The sequence below is a fragment of the Bordetella flabilis genome (genome assembly GCF_001676725.1).
Lineage (GTDB): Bacteria > Pseudomonadota > Gammaproteobacteria > Burkholderiales > Burkholderiaceae_B > Bordetella_C > Bordetella_C flabilis.
On the sequence record NZ_CP016172.1, the window covers coordinates 5,150,164 to 5,174,727 of the forward strand.

Consider the following 24,564-nt stretch of genomic DNA (forward strand, 5'->3'; position numbering starts at 1 on the left):
GGGTGGTCGGTCCAGGAAATTGATCAATCAAACCGGAAGGACAGTATGGTGATGTCGTCGCGCTGCGGCAGATCCCCCCGGTACTGCGTCAGCGCATCGTCCAGCGCCTCGCGCTGCGCCGGCAGGGGCAGGCTCGCCACCTCCTTCAACATCTCGATAAAGCGGGTGCTGCCGAAGCCGAAGCCATGCTCGCCGCCTGCCTGGTCCAGGAATCCGTCGGTCGTGAGGTAGAACGTCCGGCCCGGCGTCAGCGGCAGTTCCTGGTTGACATACTCGCCCTGCCGTTTGTCGCCCAGCGCCCGCCGCCCGCCGCGGTGCTCGCGGCAATCGGCGCCGTCGCTCTCGTACAGCGAAATCCTGGCGCCCGCGAACAGCAGGCGGCCCGCAGCCCGATCAATGTACACGAGACCGCAATCGGTGTTGGTCGCCAGGGCGTTGGGCAGTTGCATATCGGCCAGCATCCCGCGTATGGCGGCATCGGTGCGTGCCAGGATGCGCGCCGGGTCGGAAGCGCCCGCCTCCGCGATGGCGACATCCACGGCGGCGCGCACCAGCATCGTCATGAGCGCGCCCGGCACGCCATGGCCGGCGCAGTCCATCACGCCGAGCAGGCAGTTCTCGCCCTCGGGGCGAAAGACGTAGAAGTCGCCGCCCACCACATCGCGCGGCTTCCACATAACGAAATGCCGTGCGCCCAGCGACTGGGTCATCTGGCGGCGCGGCAGGATCGCCTGCTGGATCAGGCTGGCATAGTCGATGGAATCGCCGATCTTCTTGTTGGCGCTGGCCATGGCCTGGTTGGCCGCTTCCAGGGCGCGCGTCCGCTCCCGGACCTTGGATTCCAGCTCCTCGGTATGCGTCCGGACTTTTTCCGCCATCGCCCCGAATGTCCGGCTGAGGTCGGCGATCTCGTCGGCGCCGCCGGTAGGCAGGCGCACGTCGTAACGGCCGTCCGCGATGGCCCGCGCCGACTGCTGAAGATTGCGGATGGGACGCAGGACGAGGCGGTTGACGGCGTATCCGAAGACAACCAGCAGCCCGCCGATCAGGAGCACCACCGCGATGGCGGCGGGCCACAACCGCGTCGTGTCGACGATGCGGGCGGCGTGCAGGTCCACCGCCGCCAGCACATACCAGCACAGCTCGGGCACATAGGAGATGGCCAGCAGCTGGCGCTTGCCTTGCAGGCGCACCCATAGCGACTGCACCGTGTCCGGGTTCAGCCGGGCCAGTTGCAGCGCCGCCTGCAACCCCGGCCCGTCGCGGTCGTCGCCGATCAGGGTGAAGATCCGCCCGGCGGCATTGGCGGCGGCCGCCCCGGAGTTGTAGTCGATCAGCGCGGGATCCGGGTGCGCCTGGATATTCCCTTGTTCGTCGATGATGATCGGCGTGACGCCGCGTTCCCCGCTGCCGACGAACTCGCTCAGGAAGTCGCTCAGGTCCAGGCTGGCGCCGCCGATGGCCAGGGGGACGCCGTTGACGCGCGTGATGACGTTGAACCAGACGCGCGTGACCTTCAGCTTGCCGTCCGGATTGACGTTGATGTTGTATTCCGCGTCGGAGCGCAGGCTGTTGAAGAACCAGCTGTCGTCGCGGTCCTTGCGGTTGAGCGTATAGCGGGGCGCTTCGGAGAACGGCTTGCCGGCCTCGTTGAAATAGTAATTGCCGCTGGCGGCGTTGATCAGGAAGTAGGCATGGGAACGCAAGGCCTCGCGATAGCCTTCGGCTTCGCGGAAAAAGCGGTCGCGCTTGACCGGATCCTCTTCGTCCTGCATCCATTCGCGCGCCAGCTCGGAATTGGCCAGGCGCTGGGACAGCGCCAGTTCCCGCAGCACGGGCGCCAGGATGCGCTGGCGGCTGAGCAGCGCGAAGTTGTCCGCGTAGGCCCGGCCGAAATGCTCGCGCACCTGCTCCATGGCATGCCAGCCGAGCAATGCGGTGGGGATGAGCGCCAGCAAGCACGCCAGCACCAGTGCGAGCAGCGATTTCGCCCGCAGACCTAACTTCGCCATCAACCTTCCCCTGCCCCGGGCCCGTAATCCCGCATCCGCCGGCCCGACCCTTCCCGACGCTTACCCATGCCCGCGCCTGTGTCCGAATCGGCCCGCGGTCCACCGGCATTCAACCACGGTGGAGCACCAGTGTAGAGGGTCGGCATGGCGGCATTAGCGGCGAAAACGCGCCAGAAATGGCCGTTCCACCCGGATTCGGGTGGCGGGGGCGCCGCGGGGTTCCCCGGCTCACACGCCGAGATAACGCGTCCACAGGCCGCGGTCGCCGCCCAGCATGGCGGAATCGCCGCACCAGACCACGCGACCGCGCTCCAGGATGAGGTGGCGGTCGGCCAGCGCCAGCAGGCGCTCCACGTACTTGTCGATCACCAATATGGTCTGCCCGGCGGCACGCAGGCGGCCCAGGCAGGACCAGATTTCCTCGCGCACCTTGGGCGCCAGGCCCTCGGTGGCCTCGTCCAGGATCAGCAGGCGGGGATTTGTAACGAGCGCACGGCCGATGGCCAGCATCTGCTGCTCGCCGCCGGACAGTTGGTTGCCCATATTTCCCGCCCGCTCGGCGAGCCGCGGGAAAAGCCCGTAGACACGGTCCGGCGTCCACGGCTCCGTGGCGCCGTCCGAGCCGCGCCGCACGAAAGCCGTCAAGTGCTCGCGCACCGTCAGGTTCGGGAAACACTGCCGGCCCTCCGGCACGATGGCGATGCCCGCGCGGGCGATGCGGTCGGTGGACCACCCCGAGATATCCTTGCCCTGGAAGCGGATGCGGCCGGCCTTCAGCGGCAACTGGCCATACAAGGTGCGCAGCAAGGTGGTCTTGCCCATGCCGTTGCGGCCCAGCAGGGTGACGACTTCGCCGGCGCCCACCGACAGATCGACCCCGAACAGCACCTGGCTGGGGCCATAGCCGCTATGCACGCCTTCCAGTTCCAGCATCATGCCGCCGCGAGGGGGCTGTCGCCCGCCTCGTCCCCGAGATAAGCCTGCCGCACCGCCGGATCGTTGCGGATCTGTTCCGGCGCCCCTGTGGCGATGATGCGGCCGTACACCAACACGGAGATACGGTCCGCGAGCCGGAATACCGCCTCCATGTCGTGCTCGACCAGCAGCATGGCCGCACGCCCGCGCATCGACTCGATCAGGTCGGCCAGGCGCAGCGTTTCGTCCGGCCCCATGCCCGCCATGGGTTCGTCCAGCAGCAGCACGCTGGGACGCGCGGCCAAGGCCAGGGCGAATTCCAGCTTGCGCTGCTCGCCATGCGGCAAGGTGCCGGCCACGCGCCCCAACTGCGCGTCGTCCAGGCCGCATTCGCGCGCCAGCGCATGGGCGGCGTCGTAGAGCGGGCCTTCGGCCATGCGCGGCCGCCAGAAGCGCATGCTGCTGCCATCCAAGGCCTGCACCGCCAGCAACAGATTGTCCAGCACGGAAAGGCGCCGGAAGACGTTGGTGACCTGGTAGGAGCGCGACAACCCGGCGGCGACCCGCCGGTGCGCGGGCAAGGCGGTGATGTCGTTGCCGTTCAACGCGAGCGAGCCGCCATCGGCCGGCAAGGTTCCGGAGAGCAGGTGGATCAGCGTCGACTTGCCCGCTCCATTCGGGCCGATGACGGCATGAATCTCGCCGGGCATGAGCGTGAGGGAAACATGATCGGTGGCGAGCAGCGCGCCGAAGCGCCGCACCAGTGCGGTGGCCTGCAGGGCCGGCGTGCGGGGGTCGTTCATGGTTGCCCGCCCTCGCGGCGCGCGGCGGCCGGCCCCTGGTCCGCCGCCGGCGCGGCGCGCGCCGTGCCGCCGTCGGAGAAAAGCGGCCCCAACAAACCGGCGAGGCCGCGCGGCGCACCGAACACCACCGCCAGCAGCACCAGGCCCAGCGGAAGATGCCAGTATTCGGTCCACAGGCGCAGCGCCTCTTCGAGCGTCAGCATCACCGCGGCCCCGGCCAGGCCGCCATAGCGCAGGCCCATGCCACCCACCAGCACCATGATGAGCAGGTTGGCGGACTGCGTCCAATGCAGCAGATTGGGCGACACGAACAGGTTGTTGTTGGCGAGCAGCGCGCCGGCCAGGCCCGCCACGGCGGCCCCGATCACGAACGCGGTGAGCTTGAGCCGGTACACCGGATAGCCGAGCGCCACCATGCGCGCCTCGTTTTCGCGCACGCCCTGCAAGGCCATGCCGAAACGCGATTCGACCAGCCGGTTCAGCACCGCCGTCAGGACGGCGAACAGGACCAGCACCACATAGTAGAAAGACAGGTCCGTGCCAAGGTCCACGCCGGGCAGGGTGGCCGGGCCGCTCAGGTTCAGGCCGTCCTCGCCGCCATACTGGCGCAGCGAGATGAAGACGTAGTACAGCATCTGCGCGAAGGCCAGGGTAATCATGATGAAGTACACGCCGCGGGTGCGCAGCGACACGGCGCCGGTGACCCAGGCCAGGACGGCGGCCAGCAGCGCGGCCGCCGGCCACACCAGCAGCGCGGAGTGCACGCCGGCGGCGGCAAGGATGGCGGCCGCATAGGCGCCGGCCCCGAAGAAGGCGGCGTGGCCCAGCGCCACCATGCCGCCGTAGCCCAGCACCAGGTTCAGGCCGGCCGCCGCCAGGGCGAAGATCAATACGCGCCGCACGAAGGACACATAGAAATCCAGCCCCAGCGCGGGCGCCACGATGGGGAAAACGGCCAGCGCCGCCAGCCCTGCCCACGCCCACAGCACCGGTCGCCGCATGGTCAGCCGCGCGCCGGAAACAGGCCGGCGGGGCGGAATATCAGCACCACGGCCATCAGCACATAGATCGAGATCGCCGCCAGCGTCGGCCCCACGCTGCCGGCCACCGCGGGCGAGAATACCTGGCGCAGCAGCGACGGCAGGAAAGCCCGTCCCGCGGTATCGACCATGCCCACCAGCAGCGCGCCCACGAAGGCGCCGCGGATCGAGCCGATGCCGCCGATGACGATGCAGACCAGCACCAGGATCAGGATCTCCTCCCCCATGCCGACCTGCACCGCCGTCAACGGACCCATCAGCGCGCCGGCGACCGCGGCCAGCATCGCGCCCAGGCAAAACACCCCGAGAAACAGGACCGGCACGCGCACGCCCATCAGGGTCGCCATCTGGCGATTCGAGGCACCGGCACGCACCAGCACGCCGGCGCGGGTCCGCGTGACGAAGGCATACAGGCCCAGCGCCACCAGCAGGCCGACGGCGATGATCATGAGCCGATACGAGGAATACATCAGGTCCGGCAACAGGCGCACCGGTCCGCTGAGCGCCGCGGGGGTGGCGAGCATGACAGGCGCCGGTCCCCAGACCATCTTGACCAGGTCCCCGGCGATCAGGATCACGGCGTAGGTGCCCAGCACCTGGGCCAGGTGGTCACGCAGCGCCAGGCGACGAATCAACACGATCTCCAGGATCGCGCCGATCACGCCGGTGGCCAGCGCGGCCACGCATACCGCGGCGACGAAGGACCCGGTGCGCTGCATCGTGTCGGCGGCGACATAGGCCCCCGCCATGTACAGCGACCCATGCGCCAGATTGAGGATGTCCATGATGCCGAACACCAGCGTCAGGCCGGCGGCGATCAGGAACAGCATCAGGCCGAATTGCAGTCCGTTGAGCAGTTGCTCCAGGACGAGGGTGTATCCCATGGGTGCTTCAGCGTTTGCACTGGGCGGCGTAAACGTCCTGGTAGTTGTCCACCGCCTTGCCCACCAGTTTGTTCGTCACGCGGCCGCTGCCGTCCTTGTCGACCACGCGTACGTAGTAGGCCTGGATCGGATAGTGGTTGACGCCGTAGCTGAATTTCCCGCGAACAGACGGGAAGTCGGCCTTGGCCAGCGCGTCGATGATGGCCTGGCGATCGCTTGCCTTGCCGCCGCTTTGCTTGACCGCCGCGTCGATGGCCATGATGACGTCGTAGGCCTGGGCCGCGTACAGCGAGGGATAGCGGCCGTTGTATTCCTTGCGGAAGGCCGCGACGAAATCCTTGTTCGCCGGCACATCCAGGTCGTGCGCCCACTGCGCCGTGTTGTACATGCCGACCATATCGGCTCCAACGGCCTGGATCACGTCCTCGTCCGCGGAAAAGCCGGGCCCGACCAGCGCAATGCCGGATTTCAGGCCGGCGCCCACGAATTGCTTGATGAAATTGATGCCCATGCCGCCGGGAAGGAAGATGTACACGGCGTCCGGTTTGGCGGCGCGTATCTGCGCCAGTTCGGCGGCATAGTCCAGCTGGCCCAGCTTGGTATAGAGCTCCTCGGCCACCGGCGCCTTGTAGCCGCGCTTGAAGCCGGTCAAGGCATCGCGACCCGCCGGATAGTCCGGGGCGATGATCAACATCTTCTTGTAGCCGCGGTCGGCCGCCATCTTGCCGGCGACTTCATGGAAGGCATCGTTCTGGTAGGCCGTGCCGAACCAGTAGGGATTGCAGTGTTCGCCGGCATACTGGCTGGGACCCGGATTGTTCGACAGGTAGGGCACCTTGGCGGCGAACAGGGCGGGCCCCACGGCGATGGCGACGTTCGAACCGATGGGCCCGGTAAAGAAGTCGATCTTTTCGCGCTGGATATAGCGCGTCACGAGCTGACGCGCCTGGTCGGGATTGCCGCCCATATCGGTCTGCAGGAATTCCGCCGGCTGGCCGCCCAGCTTGTTGCCCAGCTGCTTGATGGCCAGGTTGAAGCCGTCGCGCGCTTCGGCGCCCAATGCGGAGAACGGACCCGAGATATCGTTGGCGATGCCGACCTTGATCGGGTCCGCGCCGGCCAGGCCGGGCAGCAGCGCGACAGCCGCGAGTAGAGACGGAATGAAACGCATGCGATGCTCCCCTGGCGCGCACGGCGCCGGCCGATTCTTGGATTGTGATGTGTGATGCGGTTCCGTGGGCGCCGGTCGCTTATGATCCCCCGACCGCGCTGGCGTGCGACATAGTTTAGGTTTAAAGTATTGCGCAGAACAAGTCTAGGGTTTTTACCAATACACCCGCTCACGAGCCGCCCGCCATGGCCCTACTCTACCGCGACTACGATCGCGCCGCGCTGGACATCCAGTACAACGCCCGCGCCACGGCGCCGGATTTCGCGGCGATCATGCACCAGTATGCGGAGCAAAGCCGGCATGCGCGCGCCACCCTGCCCTGCGTCCTGGACGTGCGCTATGGCGGCCACGCCGACGAGACCCTGGACATTTTCCCCTCGACCCGTGGCGACGCGCCGGTATTCGTCTTCATACATGGCGGCTACTGGCGACTCTTGTCCAAGGACGACTCCAGCGTCATGGCGCCGGCGTTCACCGAGGCCGGCGCGGTCGTCGTGGCGGTGAATTATTCGCTGGCGCCGGCAGTTACCCTGGACCATATCGTCGACCAGGTCCGGCGCGCGGTCGCCTGGGTGCATCGCCATATCGCCTTGCATGGCGGCGACCCGGCACGCATCCACGTGGGCGGCAGTTCCGCCGGCGGCCAACTGGCCGGCATGCTGGTGAACGACGGCTGGCAGGAACGCTATGGCGTGCCCGCGGACGTCATCCGCGGCGCTGCGCCGCTCTCCGGTCTGTTCGACCTGACCCCGCTGATCCATACCCACATCAACGAATGGATGCGGCTGACGCCCGAAGCCGCCGCCCGCAACAGCCCCATGCTGCATCTGCCCGCCTCGCCGTGTCCCGTGGTGGCCAGCTACGGCGCCACGGAGACGGACGAATTCAAGCGGCAGACCGACGATTACCTGACCGCGCTGCGCGCGCGGGGCGGCGATGCGCAGTACGTGCCGATGCCCGGCACCAACCATTTCGACATCGTGCTGCGGCTGAACGACACGCAGGCCCCCATCACGCGCGCCATCCTGGCGCAGATGGGCCTGGCCGGCCGGGCGCCGTCCGCAGCGGCCGTGGATGGGCGACGCCCATGACCGAAACGCCCGACCTGGAATCGCGCGCCGCGCCCGACGACCATCATGCGCTGCGCCTGTGGCTGCGCCTGCTCACCTGCGCCAATCTGGTGGAAGGCGAGATACGCGGGCGGCTGCGTGCGGAATTCGATACCACCCTGCCGCGCTTCGACCTGATGGCGCAATTGCAGCGGGCGCCCAAGGGCATGAAGATGGGCGAGCTGTCGCGCCACATGATGGTGACCAACGGCAATATCACCGGCATTACCGACCAGCTCGAAAAGGAAGGCCTGGTGGTCCGGACCAAGGTGGCGTCAGACCGCCGCAGCTCCCTGATCCGCCTGACCCCGCTGGGACGCAAGACGTTCGCCCGCATGGCGCGCGCGCATGAGGCCTGGGTCAAGGATTTGTTTTCCGGCCTGCCCGAAAGCAGCCGCAACGCGCTCTTCCAGGCGCTCGGAGAGCTTAAACTGCAGGTCGTGGCCAGCCGCGCCCAGGCGCGCTGATTTTTCTCCTCAACGACCCGAACCCCGATGATCCCGGTCGCGCTGCCCGGTGGGAACTTCTATCCGATACTCGCGGTATCGCTGATCTGCCTGGCCACGCTGCTGACCTGGATCGCCATCCTGTGCACGAACAGGGCGGCGCGGCTGCGCCTGAGGGTCCATCCGCGCCGACGCATCGCCGCCATGCTGGCCCTGGCCGTAATCGGCGGGATCTTCCCCGCCCGCCAGGCCACCCGCTGGCTGGATGACCAGCGGGCCGCCCGGCGCGACGCCGCCCATACCCTCGTCCTGGACCAGGCCCGCACGCTGGAGGGCATCTCCATGCCGGCCGGCACCCGCCTGCTGCTGCACGTTCCCCAACGTCCGGACACTTTCGAATCCGCGACCTTCCCGGCGCCGGTGACCGTCGCCGGCATTCCCGTGACAGGCCTGCAGCGCTACCTCGCCAAGGCGGGGGACCAGGACTACCGCGCCACCGGCGCATCGGCCACCCTGGCGCAGGACGAAACCGTGGAAGGCTGGCGCTGCGGACGGGGACACAGGGTGGAGCTCAAGGCCGACAACGATAGCCTGCGCTTCAGCAGTTGCCACCTGGCCGCCGGCAATACGCTGGACGGCCAGCCGCTGCCCGCGGGCACCTGGGTCACGCTGCGCCAGGGCGCCCGGCCCGCCAGCGACTTCCGGCACGTCGATGGCTGGCTGCTGCGTACCGACGGCAGCGAGGCTGCCATGGTGGCGGGCATGCCCTTGCTCAAGGCGGAACTGCGCCTGGACCGCAACCGCAAGCTGGTCTGGTTCGAAGGCAGCCTGGGCAAGGAATATGTGCTGGGGCCGATGACCTATCCCAACGGCACGCGGGTGGCCACGGCGGGCGCGGCGCTGCCGGGCGTGCAACCGGGCGACCTGGTGTTCAGTCCCTCGCGCGGGCGCAGCGCGGACCGCAACGATGGCGACAGCGTCCAGGCCGGACAGTCCGTCCTGCAGGCGCGGGACGGCACGGTGCGCGCGGTAATGAGCAACCGCGCCGCCGGCGTGCTCGATTTCGCCTCCATCGGCGTCACGCCGTGACCCCTTGCGGACGCGCCGGCCGAAAAAGGCTGGGATAATAAGCGTCCTTCGGCAGCCGCCGTTTCCAGTCGAACCCACGTCCTTCCTGCCCACCGCCGGTCCGCACAGCGGGCCGTCACCCGAGACACCGCTCATGGCCGTCAACCTCAAAATCCCCTCCGAATCCGAAATTTTCCCCGTACCGGGCGTCGACATCGGCGTTGCCGAGGCCGGCATCCGCAAGGCCGGGCGACGGGACCTGACGGTATTTCGCCTGGCGCCCGGCGCAACCGTGGCCGGGGTGTTCACGCGCAACCGCTTCCGGGCTGCGCCCGTTCAGCTGTGCGAAAGCCATCTGGCGGCAGGCAGCGCCATTGCGGCGCTCGTTGTCAACACGGGCAATGCCAATGCGGGCACCGGCGCCGACGGCATGCAAAGGGCCCAGGCCACCTGCGCCGCGCTCGCCGGCCTGCTCGAGGTCGAAGCGACCCAGATCCTGCCGTTCTCCACGGGCGTCATCCTGGAGCCGCTGCCGGTGGACCGCCTGGTGGCCGGCCTGCCCAAGGCCATCGCCGCGCTGGCGCCCGGCAACTGGATGAACGCCGCGCACGGCATCATGACGACGGACACGCTGCCCAAGATCGCCTCGATCCGCAAGACCATCGGCAGCCATGTCGTCACGATCACCGGCATCAGCAAAGGCGCCGGCATGATCCGCCCGAACATGGCGACCATGCTCGGCTTCCTGGCCACCGACGCCGCCATCGCCCGCCCTCTGCTGGAGAAACTGACGCGCCAGATCGCCGACGTTTCCTTCAACCGCATCACGGTGGACGGCGATACCTCGACCAACGACTCCTTCATCGTCATCGCCACTGGCAAGTCCGGCCTGCGCGTGGACAGCGAAAGCGACCCCCACTATGCGGAGCTGGCGCAGTCCCTGAGCGCCGCCGCGGCCGAGCTGGCGCAGAAGATCGTCCGCGATGCCGAGGGCGCCACCAAGTTCATGACCATCCGCGTGGAAGAAGCCGGCAGCACCGAGGAAGCCCTGAAGGTGGCGTACGCGGTGGCGCACTCGCCCCTGGTCAAGACCGCCTTCTACGCCTCCGACCCCAACCTGGGCCGCATCCTCGCGGCCATCGGCTACGCCGGCATCGACGACCTGGACGTCAGCCGGCTGCGCCTGTGGCTGGACGACGTGCTGGTGGCCACCGAGGGTGGCCGCAACCCGGACTATCGCGAGGAAGACGGCCAGCGCGTCATGAAGCAGGCCGAGATCCTGGTGCGCATCGCGCTGGGGCGCGGCCAGGTCAGCGACACCGTGTACACCTGCGACTTCTCGCACGAATACGTCAGCATCAACGCCGACTACCGGTCGTGAACTGCTGGTCGCGAATCACCGGGGCCCGACTACCGGCCCTGATCGTGTTGTGCCAATAGGGATATTGAAGTGACTGTTTCCGCCGATTTCGCGACTCTCCTGGTTCGCGCCGAACGTGTGCTGGCGCAACTCGAAGCCTACCTGCCGCCCGCCCCGCCCGATATCGACTGGAGCGCCCGCGCCTTTCGCTGGCGCAAGCGCGGATCGCGCGGCTGGCTGGACGCCGTGCGCCACGTCGCGCGCATCGACCTGGACGACCTCCAGCACATCGAACGGCAGAAAGCGGTGATCGACCGCAATACCCAACAGTTCCTGGAAAAGAAGCCGGCCAACAACGTGCTGATGACCGGCGCGCGCGGCACGGGCAAGAGTTCCCTGGTCAAGGCCATGCTCGCCACCTATGCGGACCGTGGCCTGCGGCTGATCGAAGTCGATAAATCCGACCTGGGCGACCTGGCCGATATCGTCGAGCTGGTCGGCGCGCGGCCCGAGCGCTTCATCGTGTTCTGCGACGACCTCTCGTTCGAGGAAGGCGAAGCCGGCTACAAGGCGCTGAAATCGGTGCTGGACGGCTCGGTCGCGGCGTCCGGCGACAACGTGCTGATTTACGCGACGTCCAATCGCCGACACCTGATGCCGGAGTACATGAGCGAAAACCTGCAGGCCAAGCACCAGCCCGACGGGGAAATCCATCCTGGCGAGACCGTCGAGGAAAAGATTTCGCTGTCCGAGCGCTTCGGGCTGTGGCTGTCGTTCTACCCCTTCCGCCAGGACGACTACCTGGACATCGTGTACCACTGGCTGCGCGAGCTGGGCTGCCCGGAAGAACACATCGCGCCCTCGCGTACCGAGGCCTTGCAGTGGACCATTGAACGCGGCTCGCGCTCCGGGCGCGTGGCGTACCAGTTTGCCCGCGACTGGGCGGCGCGCCATGTCTGACCAGATCGTGGATGTCGCCGCCGGGCTGATCCTGCGGTCCGACGGCAAGCTGCTGCTGGGCCAGCGGCCCGAGGGCAAGCCCTGGGCCGGCTGGTGGGAACTGCCGGGCGGCAAACTGGAACCCGGCGAAACCGTGCTGCAAGCGCTGGCGCGCGAACTCGACGAAGAGCTCGGCATCCAGGTCACCGAGGCGACGCGCTGGGTCACCTATGTGCATGCCTATCCGCATACCACGGTGCGGCTGGCGTTCTGCCGGGTCACCGGCTGGAAGGGCGAACCGCGTGGCCTGGAAAACCAGCGCCTGGAATGGGTGGAGCCTGCGCACGCCCAGACGGTGGGCGAACTGCTGCCCGCCACCCTCCCGCCCTTGCGCTGGCTGCGGTTGCCGGGGGTGTATGGCATTTCCAATATCGGCACGCCGGCCGGGCTGCCCGGCTTCCTGGCGCGGCTGCGCACGGCGCTCGACCGCGGCCTGCGCCTGGTGCAACTGCGCGAACCGGGCTGGCCGGATGGGCCGGACGCGCACAGCCTGCACCAAGCCCTGGCGCAAGTCCTGCAACACTGCAGGAGCGCCGGCGCGCGCGTGCTGGTGAATAGCGTCCACCCGGAACCCTGGTGGCGCGAAGCCGATGGCGTGCACCTGCGCGCCGCCGACGCCGCCGCGCTGGCGCAGCGGCCGCTGCCTTCCGAAGGCCATTGGGTCGGCGTCTCGGCGCATGACCCCGCCCAGATGGCGCAGGCCCGGCGGCTGGACGCGGATTTCGCCGTGGTCGGGCCGGTGGCGGAGACGGCCAGCCATCCCGGCCAGCCGGCGCTGGGCTGGCAGGCCTTCACGGAGATCAACCGCGACGCCGGGCTGCCGGCCTATGCCATCGGCGGCCAGGGCCTGCACACCGTCGCAGCCGCGCAGCAGCACGGCGCGCACGGCATCGCGGCGATCAGGGGCGTGTTCGGGTCGTAGGCGCGTCGCCCGCGGGCAATACCCCGGCCGCTCCGCCTGTACCGGGCGCCGCGGCTGGCGCGACAGTGGTGGCTGTGCTGGCCGGCGCTGGCGCCGGCACGGTTGCCGCGCCGGTACTGGCGGGCGCCGGGCCGGGCGCCGCAGCCGAAGCGCCCTGCGGCATCTCGGGTGTATCGACGTCGCCGTTCCAGCCGCCGCCCAGGGCGGCGATCAACTGCACGCTGGCGATGAGGCGGTTGCCGACCAGCGAAATCGCGCTGCGCTCGGCGTTCAACGCGGTGTTCTCCAGCACCGCCACATCGAGGTAATCGATCAGGCCCTGCTTGTACTGGTTGCGGCTGAGCTCCAGCGACTCGCGCGCGGCCTCCAGGGCACGCCGCTGCACCGCCTGCTCGCGGTCCAGCACGCGCAGCTGGATCATGGTGTCCTCGACTTCGCGCAATGCCCCCAGCACGATCTGGCGATAGGCCGCGGCCTGCGCGTCATAGGCCGCGCGGGCCGACTCGACCTGGGAGGCCCGCAGGCCGGCATCGAACAGGGTCTGCGCCAGCGCAGGGCCGATCGACCAGAAGCGCGCCGGCGCCGTCAGCCACTGCGCGAACTGCCCGCTGCGGAAACCGCCGTCGGCGCTCAGCGTCAGGTCCGGAAACCATGCCGCCTGGGCGACGCCGATCTGGGCGTTGGCCTGCGCCGTGCGCCGTTCCGCGCCTGCCACATCCGGCCGGCGTTCGAGCAATTGCGAAGGCAGGCCCACGGGAATGGAGGGCACCCGCTGCGTGAAAGGCGTGGGTGCCAGCGCGAACTTCGAAGGCGCCTCGCCCAGCAGCACGGCGATGGCATGCTCGAACTGGCCGCGCTGCCACTCCAGGTCGATCAATTGCGCCCGCGTATTCTCCAGCTGGGTCCGCGCCACCGCCACATCGCTTTTGCCGGCCACGCCCGCTTCGTAGCGATTGACGGTCATCTGCAACGAGCGCGCGTTGGTGTCCACCGTTTCCTGCAGCAGGCGCTGCTGTTCATCCAGGACGCGCAGTTGGAAGTAATCCTGGGCCAGCGTACTCTGCGCGCTCAAGCGCGCGGCCCCCAGGTCCGCCGCACTGGCCTGGGCGCCGGCGCGGCTGGCCTCCACCGAGCGCCGTACCGATCCCCAGAGGTCCGCTTCCCAACTCACCGTGCCGGTCAGGGAGTAGCTGTTGCCGACATTGCTTCCGCCGGCGGAGCTCGATCCCGTGCCCACGCCGCCGCCGGACCGCGTCACGCCGGCGCCCACGCCGACGGTGGGAAAGAAGGCCGCGCGCGCCCCGCGCACCAGCGCCTGCGCCTGGCGATAGTTGGCCTCGGCCTGCGCGATATCCAGGTTGGCCGCATCGAGCCTGCGCATCAGGTCATCCAGGACCGGGTCCTGGTAAACCTGCCACCAGGCGCCGCGATCGGCCTGGTCGCCGGGTTGGGCGGGCTTCCAGCCCGGCGTGTCCTCCTGGCCTTCCTTGTACGCAAGGCCGGTGTCCACCGTGGGGCGCACGTAATCCGGCCCCACCGCGCAGGCGCCCAGGGCCGCACACAGGGCCAGGACCGTAAGCAACCGCGGCGCGGCGGTGGGTATGCGATAAGCGGACGAGCGGCTCATGAATAATCCGTGGAGGGGGCGACGGTGCGTGCCGCACGGCGACGCCGCGCCCAATGGCGTAGACGATCCAGGTAGAGATACACCACCGGCGTGGTGTACAGCGTAAGCACCTGGCTGACGACAAGTCCGCCGACGATGGTGATGCCCAGCGGCTGGCGGATCTCCGCGCCGGTGCCGGTGGACACCACCAGCGGCAGCGCGCCGAAGATGGCGGCCAGCGTGGTCATCATGATCGGCCGGAAGCGCGTGATACAGGCCTGGAAAATCGCCTCGCGCGGCGGCAGTCCCTGTGTTCGTTCGGCCGCCAGCGCGAAATCCACCATCATGATGGCGTTCTTCTTGACGATGCCGATCAGCAGGAAGACGCCGATCAGCGCGATGACGGTGAATTCGCTGCCCACCAGCATCAGCGCCAGCAGCGCGCCGATCCCGGCCGAGGGCAGTGTCGACAGGATCGTGAAGGGATGGACGAAGCTCTCGTACAGGATGCCCAGCACGATATACATGGTGACCAGCGCGGCGAGGATCAGCAGCGGCTGCTGCGACTGCGTCTGCTGCGCGGCGGCAGCCGTGCCCTGGAAGCTGGCCTGGATCTGGTCCGTCGGCAAGCCGATGCGCGCGATGGCGGCATCGATGGCCTCGCTGGCCTGGCCCAGCGACACGCCGGGCGCCAGGCTGAAGGACACGGTGTCGGCCACGAACAGGCCCTGGTGCTGCACGCTGAGCGGCGCGCTGCCCACCTCGAAAGAGGCGAATGACGCCAGGGGCACGCGCGCGCCGCTGCTCGTGACCACGTCCACCTTGTCCAGCGACTGCGCGTTCTGCGCAAAGCTTTGCCTGACCCCCAGCACGACGTGGTACTGGTTCAGCGGCCCGTACATCACCGACACCTGGCGCTGGCTGAAGGAGTTGTTCAGCACGGCCGAGATATCCGACATGCTGACGCCCAGACGCGTCGCCGCCTCGCGGTCGATCACCAGGTTCACCTGCTGGCCCTTGTCCTCGACGTCCGTGTCCACGTCGGCCAGTTCGGGCAGCCGCGCCAGGGCCTGCTGCACGCGCGGCATCCAGGTGCGCAGCGTGGACAGGTCGCTGGCCATCAGCGCGTAGTCGTACGAACCCGTGCTGCTCTGGCGGCCGCCAATGCGGATATCCTGCTGGGCCACCAGGAACATGCGTGCGCCCGGTATGCTTTGCAGCCGCCCGCGCAGCCGCTCGATGACCTGCTCGGCCGACACGCCGCGTTCGGACAGGGGCTTGAGCTGGAGCAGCATGAAGCTGCTGTTGCTGCCCCCGCGCCCGCCGGCGTAGCCGGTCACGGTCTGCACCGCGGGATCGGACAGCACCACCTTGCGCATGTATTCGAGCTTGGGCACGGTGGCCTGGAACGAGGTGCCCTGGTCCACGCGGAAGAAGCCCAGCAGCTGCCCGGTATCCTGGTTCGGGAAGAAGCCCTTGGGCACGGCGATGTACAGGTAGACGTTCAGGGTCACGGTCAGCAGCAGCACCACGATGACCAGGGGGCCATGGTTCAGGCTCCATGTCAGGGTGCGGGCGTAGCCGGCGCTCAGCGCGGCGAAGCCTTGCTCGGACCAGCGCGCCAGCCGTCCCGGTGGCCGCTCGTTCCCCGCATCGGCGCGCAGCAGCCGCGCGCACATCATGGGCGTCAGCGTCAGCGAAGTCACCAGCGACACCAGCACCGCGGCCGACAGCGTAACGGCGAATTCGCGGAAGAAGCGCCCGACCACGCCGCCCATCAGCAGGATGGGAATGAATACCGCCACCAGCGACAGGCTCATGGACAGCACCGTGAAGCCCATTTCGCGGGCGCCGCGCAGCGAGGCACGCAGCGGCGACATGCCTTTTTCGATATAGCGCGTGATGTTTTCCAGCACCACGATGGCATCGTCGACCACGAAGCCGGTCGCCACGATCAGCGCCATCAGCGAGATCGTGTTGAGGGTGTAGCCGCACAGGTACATGATGCAGAAGGTACCCACCAGCGACACGGGCACCGCCACGCTGGGGATCAGCGCCGCGCGCCAGCGCCGCAGGAAAACCAGCACCACCATCATCACCAGGCCGACGGCGATCACCAGGGTCATCTCGGCCTCGTGCAGGGACGATCGGATGCTGGGCGTACGGTCCTGCGCGACCTCCAGCCGCACGTCGCCCGGCATCTGGGCCTGCAGCTCGGGCAGGCGTTCGCGCAACTCGTCCACCACCTTGATGATGTTGGCGGCGGCCTCGCGCCGCACGATCAGCAGGATGGCTTTCTGGTTGTTGAAGAAGCCGGTCTGGTAGAGATCCTCCACGGAGTCTTCCACGGTGGCCACATCGGACAGCCGCACGGGAGCGCCATTGCGCCATGCGACGATCAGCGGACGGTAATCGGCCGCCTTGCTGAGCTGGTCGCTGGCCATGATGGTCCACTGGTAGTCGCCGTTCTCCACGAAGCCCTTGGGCCGGTTGGCATTGGCGTTGGCCAGCGTGGTGCGGACATCGTCCAGCGACACGCCGCGGCTGGTCAGCGCGCCGGGCAGCACGTCCACCCGCACCGCCGGCAGCGAGCTTCCGCCCACGGTCACGTCGCCCACGCCGCTGACCTGCGACAACTTCTGCGCCACGATGGTGGAGGCCAGGTCGTACAGCTCGCCCTGCGTGCGCGTGTCCGACGTCATGGCCAGGATCATGATCGGCGCGGCGGCCGGATTCGCCTTGCGGTACGTAGGGTTGCTTTTCAGGCCGCTGGGCAACAGGGTGCGCGATGCGTTGATGGCGGCCTGCACATCGCGCGCGGCGCCGTCGATATCGCGGTCCAGGTCGAACTGCAGCGTGATGCGGGTAGTGCCCTGCGTACTGCTGGACGTCATTTCAGTGACGCCGGCGATCGAGCCCAGCGCGCGCTCCAGCGGCGTGGCCACGCTGGACGCCATGGTTTCCGGACTGGCGCCGGGCAGGCTGGCCGATACCGAAATGGTCGGGATATCCACCTGCGGCAGGGGCGCCACCGGCAACAGCACGAAAGCCAGCGCCCCCGCCAGCACCACCGCGAGGGACAGCAGCGTCGTCGCCACCGGCCGGACGATGAAGGGCGCGGACAGGATCATCGCGCCGTTCCTTCGCCGGCGGCGCGCCGCGCCTGCCTGTGCGAGGCCCAGCGGCGCGACAGGCGGTCGAACATCAGGTAGATGACCGGCGTGGTGAACAGCGTCAGCACCTGGCTGACCAGCAGCCCGCCCACCATCACCAGGCCCAGGGGCTGGCGCAGTTCCGCGCCGGTGCCGGTGGACAGCATCAGCGGCACCGCGCCGAACAAGGCCGCCAGCGTGGTCATGAGTATGGGACGGAACCGCAGCAGGGCCGCTTCATGGATTGCCTCGCGCGGCGCCAGGCCGCGCTTGCGCTCGGCCTCCAGCGCGAAGTCGATCATCATGATGGCGTTCTTCTTGACGATGCCGATCAGCAGGATGATGCCGATGATGCCGATCATGTCCAGTTCGGTGCGCGTCAGCAGCAGGGCCAGCAGCGCGCCCACCCCCGCCGACGGCAGGGTCGACAGGATGGTCACCGGATGGATGAAGCTTTCGTACAGGACGCCCAGCACAATGTACATGGTCACGATGGCGGCCAGGATCAGCCACAGCGTGCTGGTCAGCGAGTTCTGGAACGCCTGGGCGGCGCCCTGGAACCGCGTTTCGATGCCGGCCGGCAAGGCCAGGTCGCGCTCGGCCGCCTGGATCGCCTGCACGGCATCCGACAAGGACGCGCCAGGCGCCAGGTTGAAGGACACGGTGACCATGGGGAACTGGTCCAGCCGGTTCACGGCCAGCACCGTCCGCGATTCGCTGATGCGCGCCACGCTGGACAGCGGCACCTGCGATCCCGTGGAGGTGGGCACATAGATCTGCGCCAGCGCGTCCGGGCCGCGGCTGAACTGCGGCTCCACCTCCAGCACCACGCGGTACTGCGCCGACTGCGTGAAGATGGTGGAAATAAGCCGCTGGCCGAAGGCGTTGTACAGCGCCTCGTCGATCACGGCCGCGGTAATGCCCAGCCGCGAGGCCGCATCCCGGTCGATATCGACATAGGTTTCCAGCCCTTCGTCCTGCAGGTCATCCGTCACGTCGGCCAGTTGCGGCAACTGGCTCAGCCGCTCGACTACGCGCGGCGTCCAGGCGCTGAGCAGCTTCAGGTCCGGATTGGACAGCGTCATCTGGTACTGGGTGCGGCTGACGCGGTCCTCGATGGTCAGGTCCTGGACCGGCTGCATATAGACCGTCATGCCCTGCATGCCGGCCAGCGACTCGCGCAGGCGCGCCAGCACCACGGACAGCGAGCCGCTGCGCTCGGACTGCGGCTTGAGCGCGATCTGGATACGGCCGGCGCTCAGCGTGGCATTGCTGCCGTCCACGCCGATGAACGACGACACGGTGCGTACATCCGGATCGGCCAGGATGATGCGCGCGGCCTCTTGCTGGCGCTGCGCCATGGCCTGGAAGGATATCGATTGCGGCGCCTGGGTGATGGCCTGGATCAGCCCGGTGTCCTGCGGCGGGAAAAAGCCCTTGGGCACGGCCATGTACAGCAGGGCCGTCAGCGCGAAGGTGCCGACGGCCACCAGCAGGGTAAGCGTCTGGTGATTCAGCACCTTGGTCAGCATGCGGTCGTAGCCGGCGATGGTGCGATCGATCAGCGCCCCGGTGGCGCGATGGAAGCGGCCATGGCGCGCCTCCGACTCCGGACGCAGCAGCCGGGCCGACATCATGGGCGTGAGCGTCAGCGACACCAGCAGCGAGATCAGGATGGACACCGCCAGCGTGATGGCGAACTCGCGGAACAGCCGGCCCACCACTTCGGTCATGAAGAGCAGCGGGATCAGCACGGCGATCAGCGAAAATGTCAGCGAAATCAGCGTGAAACCGATCTGTCCCGCACCCTTCAGCGCCGCCTGCAAGGGCGTCTCGCCCTCTTCCAGGTGGCGCGCGATGTTTTCGATCATGACGATGGCGTCATCCACGACGAAGCCGGTCGCGATGGTCAGCGCCATCAGCGTCAGGTTGTTCACGCTGAAGCCGGCCAGGTACATCACGCCGAAGGTGCCGATGAGCGACAGGGGCACCACCACGCTGGGAATCAAGGTCGCGGTGACGCTGCGCAGGAATACGAAGGTCACCATCACGACCAGCGCGATGGACAGCAGCAGCTCGAAGCGCACATCGTGGATGGAGTCGCGGATGGTCTGCGTGCGGTCGGCCACCACCGTCACGTCCAGCGTGGCGGGCAGCGACGCGCGCAACTGCGGCAACAGCGCGTTGATACGGTCCACCACGTCGATAACGTTGGCGCCCGGCTGGCGCTGCACGTTCAGCAGGATGGCCGGCTTGTCGCCCGCCCACGCCGCCTGCCGCACGTCCTCGGCGCCCTGCACGGCCTTGGCCACATCCGACAGACGCAGCGGCGCGTTATTGCGGTAGGCGATGATCAGGTCGTTGTAGTCGGTGGGCGACTTCAACTGGTCATTGGCGTTGATGGTGGTCGAGCGCTGCGGGCCGTCGAGGTTGCCCTTGGGCTGGTTCACGTTGGCGGCGACCACGGCGGTGCGCAGGTCCGACATCGCCAGTCCGTTGGCCGCCAGGGCCTGCGGATTGACCTGCACCCGTACCGCGGGCCGCTGCCCGCCGGCAATGCTGACCAGCCCCACGCCCGGGATCTGCGACAGCTTCTGCGCCATCCGCGTATCGATCAGGTCGCGCACCTGCGGCAGCGGCATGGTCGGGGACGTGATGCCCAGCGTCAGGACCGGGGCGTCCGCCGGGTTGACCTTGTTGTAGGTCGGCGGCAGCGGCAGGTCGTTCGGCAGCAGGTTGGACGCGGCATTGATGGCCGCCTGGACTTCCTGCTCGGCGACGTCCAGCGAGATATCCAGGCTGAACTGCAGCGTAATCACCGATGCGCCGCCTGAACTGGTGGACGACATCTGGTTCAGGCCGGGCATCTGGCCGAACTGCCGCTCCAGCGGCGAGGTCACCAGCGACGTCATCACGTCCGGGCTGGCGCCCGGATACAGCGTCACCACCTGGATGGTGGGATAGTCGACTTCCGGCAGCGCCGAGACCGGCAGCAGCCGGTAGGCGATCAGGCCGGCGATCAGGATCGCCACCATCGACAGGGTGGTGGCGACCGGGCGCAGGATGAAGATGCGCGATGGACTCACGGCGTCGTCCGGGCGGGCGCGGTCGGCGAAGTCGCCGGCGACGCGCCGAGCGATGCGCCGGGCGTCGGCGAAATGGTGCTGGCATCGGTGACCACCTCGACCCGGGCGCCGGCACGCAGCCGGTCCGTGCCTTCGGTGACTACCCGCTCACCCGGTTGCAGGCCGTCGGTAACGACCACCAGTTCGCCGCTGACCGGCCCCAGCTTCAAGGGCCGCACCACCACGGTATTGTCGGGCTGCGCCACGAACACGAACGGCCCTTGCGAGCCGCGCTGCACCGCACCGCTGGGGATGACGGTCTGTGCTTTACGCGTCTCGACCAGCAGGCGGACATTGACGAACTGGTTGGGAAACAGGGCGTCGTCGGCATTGTCGAAGCGCGCCTTGAGCTTGACCGTGCCCGTGGTGACATCGATCTGGTTGTCCAGCGTTTCGAGCACCCCGGTCGCCAGCCGCTTGACGTTGGCGCGGTCGTAGGCATCCACCCGCAGCGTTTTGCCGGCGCGCAGCTGGTCGCGCACGTCCGGCAACTGCGTCTCCGGCAGGGTAAAGATCACCGCGATGGGCTGCGTCTGCGTGATGACCACCAGGCCGGTGGTGTCGCCGGAGGACACGAGGTTGCCCGGGTCGACCTGGCGCAGGCCGAGCCGGCCGTCGATAGGCGCGGTAATCCGCGCGAAAGTCAGTTGCAGCCGCGCGTTGTCCACGTTGGCCTGGTCGGTCTTGATCGTGCCCTCGAACTGGCGCACCAGGGCGGCTTGCGTGTCGACCTGCTGCCGGGCAATGGAATCCTGCTTGTACAGGGCCTGGTAGCGGGCCAGGTCGCGCCGCGCATTCTCCAGCTGGGCAAGGTTCTGCTGCTGCTGGCCCAGCGCCTGCTGCAACTGCACATTGAACGGACGCGGGTCGATCTGCGCCAGGACGTCGCCGGCCTTGACGCGTTGCCCTTCCTTGAAATTCACCTGGACCAGCTCGCCGTCCACCCGGCTGCGCACCGTCACCGTGTTGTACGCGGTCACCGTGCCCAGCGCGGGCAGGGAAATATCCACGTCCTGCGTCGACGCCGCATAGACCCGCACCGGGACGGCGGGCTCGACCATGCCGGCCATGGCGCCCTGGCGACCGGCGGGCCGGGCGCCACCCGCACCCGCCGCGCCGGCGGGGCGATGGCCGGCCGCGCCGACGCGCGCCTGGCCGTTCTGTTCGCCGCCGGTCTTGTGGCGCAATACCAGCCAGGCGATACCCGCGACGACAAGGATGACCACGAGCCAGGCCAGGACGCGCCGGCGTGTCCGGGGGGGCGGGGATACGGAAGGACGTTGGGACATGAGGCCATAGGGGACGCTGCGGAGACCCGCTATTGTCCACTACACCGGGGGCGGTTTTATAGCTGGCCTGCCCGGATTGAAATCGCCCGCAACAGGAATCCGGCCACGGAAGGGCAGGGTCAGGCCAGGGACATCTCGAAACGGACGTCGCGCGACACCTGCTGCGGCTTCAATTCGCCATCCTGCGTGGAGAATCGTATCCAGATCATGTACTTATTGGCGCTGATCTCGGGGAATACCCCGGTCTCGCCATCGATCCAGACGCGCAGCAGCTGATGCACCTTGCCGCCCAGCATCTGCTGGTAGGCGCCCTGTTCCGCCACGGCTTCGGCGCGGCGGCCGGATTCGCGCAGCAGGCGCAGGCCGATGGTCAGGCCCTCGTGCAAGGGCAGCAGGGGCGCGATCCACGCTTGCAGGTCGGCACAGCGTACTTCCTCCGGCTTACGCTGCCAGGCGTAGTACGAAGGCATTTCGATCTGGGTGGCGCCGCCCGGCACGGCCAGGCGGCCGCGCAGGCTGACCAGCCATTCGTTTTCCCGCAAGGGCTGCCCGGTCTTGCCCTGCGTGGACAGGGCGTTACTGGTCTTTTCCATGTCGCGCAGCATGGCTTCCAAGGCGTCCTGCGCCACGCCGGGGTGATTGCGCAGGGGCACCAATTGCAGCCGCTGCCGCTCGATATCCTGCAGCACGGCGCTCTTGACGTCCGTGCGTTCGATGGCATCGAGGATATCGAAAATCGTGGCGACGGCAATCTGGTGATTCTTGGGATCGCCAGGGCGTGCGAAATAGAACAACCGGTCGAAGAGGTATTCCAGGCGCAGATACGCCCGGATGCGCTCGTTGAAGGGATATTCGTAAAGGATCACGCTCGATACAGGCCCGTCGTAGAACCGGTCGCGAAGACCGGAGTTGTCATGGGATGCCGCGCGCATCATGCGGCGCGGCCCGATACCGGCGCCAGGGCGCACCATTGGTCGTGCATTGCCTTCGTCCGCGCATGCAGCGTATCCATCGACGTATCGCCGTCATTCAGGATGACGTCGTCCGCCGCGGCCAGCCGGGTGCCCCGCTCGGCCTGTGCCGCCATAATACGCTCTATGGTGTCGATCGTCAGCCCGCTGCGGCGCTGCACGCGGCGCACCTGCGTATCCGGGTCGCAATCGACCACGCACACCCGATCGACGTGGTCCTTCCAGCGCCCGGACTCCACCAGCAAGGGCACGACGAACACGACGTAGCATCCCGCGGCCTGCAGTCCCGCGGCCAGCGTCTCGCGAAAAATCAAAGGGTGCAGGATGCTTTCCAGGCGTGCCCGGACGGCGGAATCGGCAAAAGCCTGCTCGCGTATCCAGTCGCGGTCCATGCCGCCGTCCGCGCGCATCGCCTGCGGTCCGAAGGCAGCCAGTATCCGGGACATCGCGGCTCCGCCCGGTGCCGTCAGGGCACGCGAGACCTCGTCCGTATCGATCACCGTCGCGCCCCAGGACGCCAGGAGCGCCGCCACATGGCTCTTGCCGGAGCCGATGCCGCCGGTGAGGCCGATCTTCAAGCGTGGAGGTGCGATCTGCTGCTGAGCCATGTCCCTTCTTGTGTTCCGTCTTGTCGTCTCGCCGTCTTGCCGCGACCGCGTCGCGATCGACTCACCCGATATGCAGTCCGGTCGCCAGGAGGCCAACGATACCAGCCAATGCGAGATATGGCCCGAACGGTTGCGGCTGGTTGCGCTTGATCCTGCGCATCAGGATCAACGCCATCCCGACGATGACCCCGGCCATGGACGCGGCGATCAGGACTGCCGGCAGCGCGGGCAGGCCCAGCCATGCGCCCAGGGCCGCGAGCAGCTTGAAGTCGCCGTAGCCCATGCCTTCGCGCCCGGTGGCCAGCCGGAACCCCTGGTAGATCGCCCACAGGAATAGATAGCCGGCGGCCGCGCCCAGGATGGCGTCGACCGGCGTCGCAAAAACCTGCATGGTGTTGACCAGCAGCCCTGCCCACATCAGCGGCAGCGTCACGACGTCGGGCAGCAGCCCGGTTTGCGCATCGATCCATGCCAGGGCCACCAGCGCGGCCACCAGCACCATGGCGCAGAGGGCGGCGTATCCCGGCCCGAAACGCCACGCGCACAAGGCAAACAGCACGGCGGTCAGCAAGGCGACCAGGACGCCGCGCGCGGCGACGGGGGCCCGGCAGGCGCCGCAGCGGCCCGGGCCGAACAACCATCCCAGCACCGGCAGCCGCGGCCATCCGCGCAGGGCCGCGCCACAACTGTGACAAGCACTGTCGACCCGCCACGGCCGCGGCCAGGCCCTGTCCCAATCATCGCCCTGTATGCGGGGCAGGCGGCGCAGCAGCGCGGCAAGGCAGGTGCCAACCACTAGGCCCAGCACCGCGGCAAGCCAGATGGCCGATTGCGGATCGATAGCCACGGATGTCCTATGAAATACCGGCGCGGGCTATTGCCGGCCAGCCGGGGAATGCGCGAACGCGGTCATCTCGCCGCCCTGCGCACGCGTCGCCGCGGCCGCCATGCCGCGCCCGACGGCCCGCGCCGGGACGGCCGCCCGGCATTATTCCGGCATGTCGCAAATTGTTCAATGCCGTGCCATTTCACGATTCAACGCTCGCGCCGCTGCGCCGCGGCAGAGCAATCATGCGTAGAATTG

General features: G+C 68.1%; 19 protein-coding genes and 1 pseudogene. 6 read left to right on the plus strand and 14 right to left on the minus strand.

Annotated features, from left to right (window positions below; genetic code table 11):
* Positions 1-23: 23 nt before the first annotated feature.
* The 7 genes and pseudogenes from siaA to BAU07_RS22990 all read right to left on the minus strand — a co-directional run bounded on the left by siaA (position 24) and on the right by BAU07_RS22990 (position 6,825).
* On the minus strand, positions 24-2,012 hold the full coding sequence (siaA, locus tag BAU07_RS22965; RefSeq protein WP_066662906.1) for a biofilm regulation protein phosphatase SiaA: 1,989 nt from the start codon (positions 2,010-2,012) through the stop codon (positions 24-26).
* Between the two features lie 228 nt (positions 2,013-2,240).
* Positions 2,241-2,945, minus strand: a complete 705-nt coding sequence (locus BAU07_RS22970) for an ABC transporter ATP-binding protein (protein ID WP_066665663.1) — start codon at positions 2,943-2,945, stop codon at positions 2,241-2,243.
* A complete protein-coding gene (locus tag BAU07_RS27850; RefSeq protein ID WP_415830448.1) occupies positions 2,945-3,193 on the minus strand; it encodes an ABC transporter ATP-binding protein C-terminal domain-containing protein in 249 nt (82 codons plus the stop codon). Before BAU07_RS27850 ends, BAU07_RS22970 begins: the two co-directional genes overlap by 1 nt.
* Before the next feature lie 54 nt (positions 3,194-3,247).
* Positions 3,248-3,682: pseudogene (locus tag BAU07_RS27855) on the minus strand (ATP-binding cassette domain-containing protein); the annotation flags it as partial.
* A gap of 44 nt (positions 3,683-3,726) precedes the next feature.
* Entirely contained in the window at positions 3,727-4,731 is a 1,005-nt protein-coding gene (locus tag BAU07_RS22980) for a branched-chain amino acid ABC transporter permease (protein WP_066662910.1), read from the minus strand.
* A gap of 2 nt (positions 4,732-4,733) precedes the next feature.
* Positions 4,734-5,654, minus strand: a complete 921-nt coding sequence (locus BAU07_RS22985; RefSeq protein ID WP_066662912.1) for a branched-chain amino acid ABC transporter permease — start codon at positions 5,652-5,654, stop codon at positions 4,734-4,736.
* A 7-nt stretch (positions 5,655-5,661) separates the two neighbouring features.
* Positions 5,662-6,825, minus strand: coding sequence for an ABC transporter substrate-binding protein (locus BAU07_RS22990; protein ID WP_066662915.1), 1,164 nt, complete (start codon positions 6,823-6,825; stop codon positions 5,662-5,664).
* A gap of 185 nt (positions 6,826-7,010) precedes the next feature.
* On the opposite strand from BAU07_RS22990, the gene BAU07_RS22995 reads away from it, so the two are divergent.
* From BAU07_RS22995 to BAU07_RS23020, 6 genes are all read left to right on the plus strand, one after another.
* Positions 7,011-7,916, plus strand: coding sequence for an alpha/beta hydrolase (locus tag BAU07_RS22995; protein ID WP_066662919.1), 906 nt, complete (start codon positions 7,011-7,013; stop codon positions 7,914-7,916).
* Complete coding sequence (locus BAU07_RS23000) at positions 7,913-8,401, plus strand: MarR family winged helix-turn-helix transcriptional regulator (protein ID WP_066662921.1); 489 nt, start codon at positions 7,913-7,915, stop codon at positions 8,399-8,401. The genes BAU07_RS22995 and BAU07_RS23000 overlap by 4 nt, the downstream gene beginning before the upstream one ends.
* Positions 8,402-8,428: 27 nt before the next feature.
* On the plus strand, positions 8,429-9,469 hold the full coding sequence (locus BAU07_RS23005; protein ID WP_066662923.1) for a hypothetical protein: 1,041 nt from the start codon (positions 8,429-8,431) through the stop codon (positions 9,467-9,469).
* Positions 9,470-9,602: 133 nt separating this feature from the next.
* Positions 9,603-10,829, plus strand: coding sequence for a bifunctional glutamate N-acetyltransferase/amino-acid acetyltransferase ArgJ (gene argJ / locus BAU07_RS23010; protein ID WP_066662925.1), 1,227 nt, complete (start codon positions 9,603-9,605; stop codon positions 10,827-10,829).
* 69 nt (positions 10,830-10,898) lie between these two features.
* Positions 10,899-11,768: an ATP-binding protein gene (locus BAU07_RS23015; RefSeq protein WP_066662931.1), complete on the plus strand. Its 870-nt coding sequence runs from the start codon at positions 10,899-10,901 to the stop codon at positions 11,766-11,768.
* Positions 11,761-12,729 carry a Nudix family hydrolase gene (locus tag BAU07_RS23020; RefSeq protein WP_066662939.1) on the plus strand — a complete coding sequence of 323 codons (969 nt, stop codon included), beginning with the start codon at positions 11,761-11,763 and terminating at the stop codon, positions 12,727-12,729. The genes BAU07_RS23015 and BAU07_RS23020 overlap by 8 nt, the downstream gene beginning before the upstream one ends.
* Here BAU07_RS23020 and BAU07_RS23025 read toward each other — a convergent pair.
* The 7 genes from BAU07_RS23025 to BAU07_RS23055 all read right to left on the minus strand — a co-directional run bounded on the left by BAU07_RS23025 (position 12,707) and on the right by BAU07_RS23055 (position 24,327).
* Positions 12,707-14,356 carry an efflux transporter outer membrane subunit gene (locus BAU07_RS23025; RefSeq protein ID WP_084025938.1) on the minus strand — a complete coding sequence of 550 codons (1,650 nt, stop codon included), beginning with the start codon at positions 14,354-14,356 and terminating at the stop codon, positions 12,707-12,709. The two genes, BAU07_RS23020 and BAU07_RS23025, sit on opposite strands and share 23 nt — an antisense overlap.
* Positions 14,353-17,466 carry a multidrug efflux RND transporter permease subunit gene (locus tag BAU07_RS23030; protein WP_066662941.1) on the minus strand — a complete coding sequence of 1,038 codons (3,114 nt, stop codon included), beginning with the start codon at positions 17,464-17,466 and terminating at the stop codon, positions 14,353-14,355. Before BAU07_RS23030 ends, BAU07_RS23025 begins: the two co-directional genes overlap by 4 nt.
* Positions 17,463-20,573 carry an MdtB/MuxB family multidrug efflux RND transporter permease subunit gene (locus tag BAU07_RS23035; RefSeq protein ID WP_066662943.1) on the minus strand — a complete coding sequence of 1,037 codons (3,111 nt, stop codon included), beginning with the start codon at positions 20,571-20,573 and terminating at the stop codon, positions 17,463-17,465. Before BAU07_RS23035 ends, BAU07_RS23030 begins: the two co-directional genes overlap by 4 nt.
* Positions 20,570-21,901, minus strand: a complete 1,332-nt coding sequence (locus BAU07_RS23040) for an MdtA/MuxA family multidrug efflux RND transporter periplasmic adaptor subunit (protein ID WP_066662945.1) — start codon at positions 21,899-21,901, stop codon at positions 20,570-20,572. Before BAU07_RS23040 ends, BAU07_RS23035 begins: the two co-directional genes overlap by 4 nt.
* 119 nt (positions 21,902-22,020) lie before the next feature.
* Positions 22,021-22,767 (minus strand): cell division protein ZapD, encoded by a 747-nt coding sequence (zapD, locus tag BAU07_RS23045; RefSeq protein ID WP_066665664.1) that lies wholly within the window; start codon positions 22,765-22,767, stop codon positions 22,021-22,023.
* Positions 22,768-22,832: 65 nt separating this feature from the next.
* Positions 22,833-23,480 carry a dephospho-CoA kinase gene (gene coaE / locus BAU07_RS23050; RefSeq protein ID WP_066662948.1) on the minus strand — a complete coding sequence of 216 codons (648 nt, stop codon included), beginning with the start codon at positions 23,478-23,480 and terminating at the stop codon, positions 22,833-22,835.
* 61 nt (positions 23,481-23,541) lie between these two features.
* Positions 23,542-24,327 carry a prepilin peptidase gene (locus BAU07_RS23055; RefSeq protein WP_066662951.1) on the minus strand — a complete coding sequence of 262 codons (786 nt, stop codon included), beginning with the start codon at positions 24,325-24,327 and terminating at the stop codon, positions 23,542-23,544.
* Positions 24,328-24,564 lie beyond the last annotated feature (237 nt).

Excerpts from the sequence above, each read along its gene's own strand:
- BAU07_RS22990 (WP_066662915.1), bottom strand. The coding sequence starts at position 6,825 with ATGCGTTTCATTCCGTCTCTACTCGCGGCTGTCGCGCTGCTGCCCGGC.
- BAU07_RS22970 (WP_066665663.1), bottom strand. The coding sequence starts at position 2,945 with ATGCTGGAACTGGAAGGCGTGCATAGCGGCTATGGCCCCAGCCAGGTG.
- BAU07_RS23020 (WP_066662939.1), top strand. The coding sequence starts at position 11,761 with ATGTCTGACCAGATCGTGGATGTCGCCGCCGGGCTGATCCTGCGGTCC.
- BAU07_RS23000 (WP_066662921.1), top strand. The coding sequence starts at position 7,913 with ATGACCGAAACGCCCGACCTGGAATCGCGCGCCGCGCCCGACGACCAT.
- BAU07_RS23025 (WP_084025938.1), bottom strand. The coding sequence starts at position 14,356 with ATGAGCCGCTCGTCCGCTTATCGCATACCCACCGCCGCGCCGCGGTTG.
- BAU07_RS23030 (WP_066662941.1), bottom strand. The coding sequence starts at position 17,466 with ATGATCCTGTCCGCGCCCTTCATCGTCCGGCCGGTGGCGACGACGCTG.
- BAU07_RS22980 (WP_066662910.1), bottom strand. The coding sequence starts at position 4,731 with ATGCGGCGACCGGTGCTGTGGGCGTGGGCAGGGCTGGCGGCGCTGGCC.
- BAU07_RS22985 (WP_066662912.1), bottom strand. The coding sequence starts at position 5,654 with ATGGGATACACCCTCGTCCTGGAGCAACTGCTCAACGGACTGCAATTC.
- coaE (WP_066662948.1), bottom strand. The coding sequence starts at position 23,480 with ATGGCTCAGCAGCAGATCGCACCTCCACGCTTGAAGATCGGCCTCACC.
- siaA (WP_066662906.1), bottom strand. The coding sequence starts at position 2,012 with ATGGCGAAGTTAGGTCTGCGGGCGAAATCGCTGCTCGCACTGGTGCTG.
- BAU07_RS27850 (WP_415830448.1), bottom strand. The coding sequence starts at position 3,193 with ATGGCGGGCATGGGGCCGGACGAAACGCTGCGCCTGGCCGACCTGATC.
- BAU07_RS23005 (WP_066662923.1), top strand. The coding sequence starts at position 8,429 with ATGATCCCGGTCGCGCTGCCCGGTGGGAACTTCTATCCGATACTCGCG.
- BAU07_RS22995 (WP_066662919.1), top strand. The coding sequence starts at position 7,011 with ATGGCCCTACTCTACCGCGACTACGATCGCGCCGCGCTGGACATCCAG.
- BAU07_RS23040 (WP_066662945.1), bottom strand. The coding sequence starts at position 21,901 with ATGTCCCAACGTCCTTCCGTATCCCCGCCCCCCCGGACACGCCGGCGC.
- argJ (WP_066662925.1), top strand. The coding sequence starts at position 9,603 with ATGGCCGTCAACCTCAAAATCCCCTCCGAATCCGAAATTTTCCCCGTA.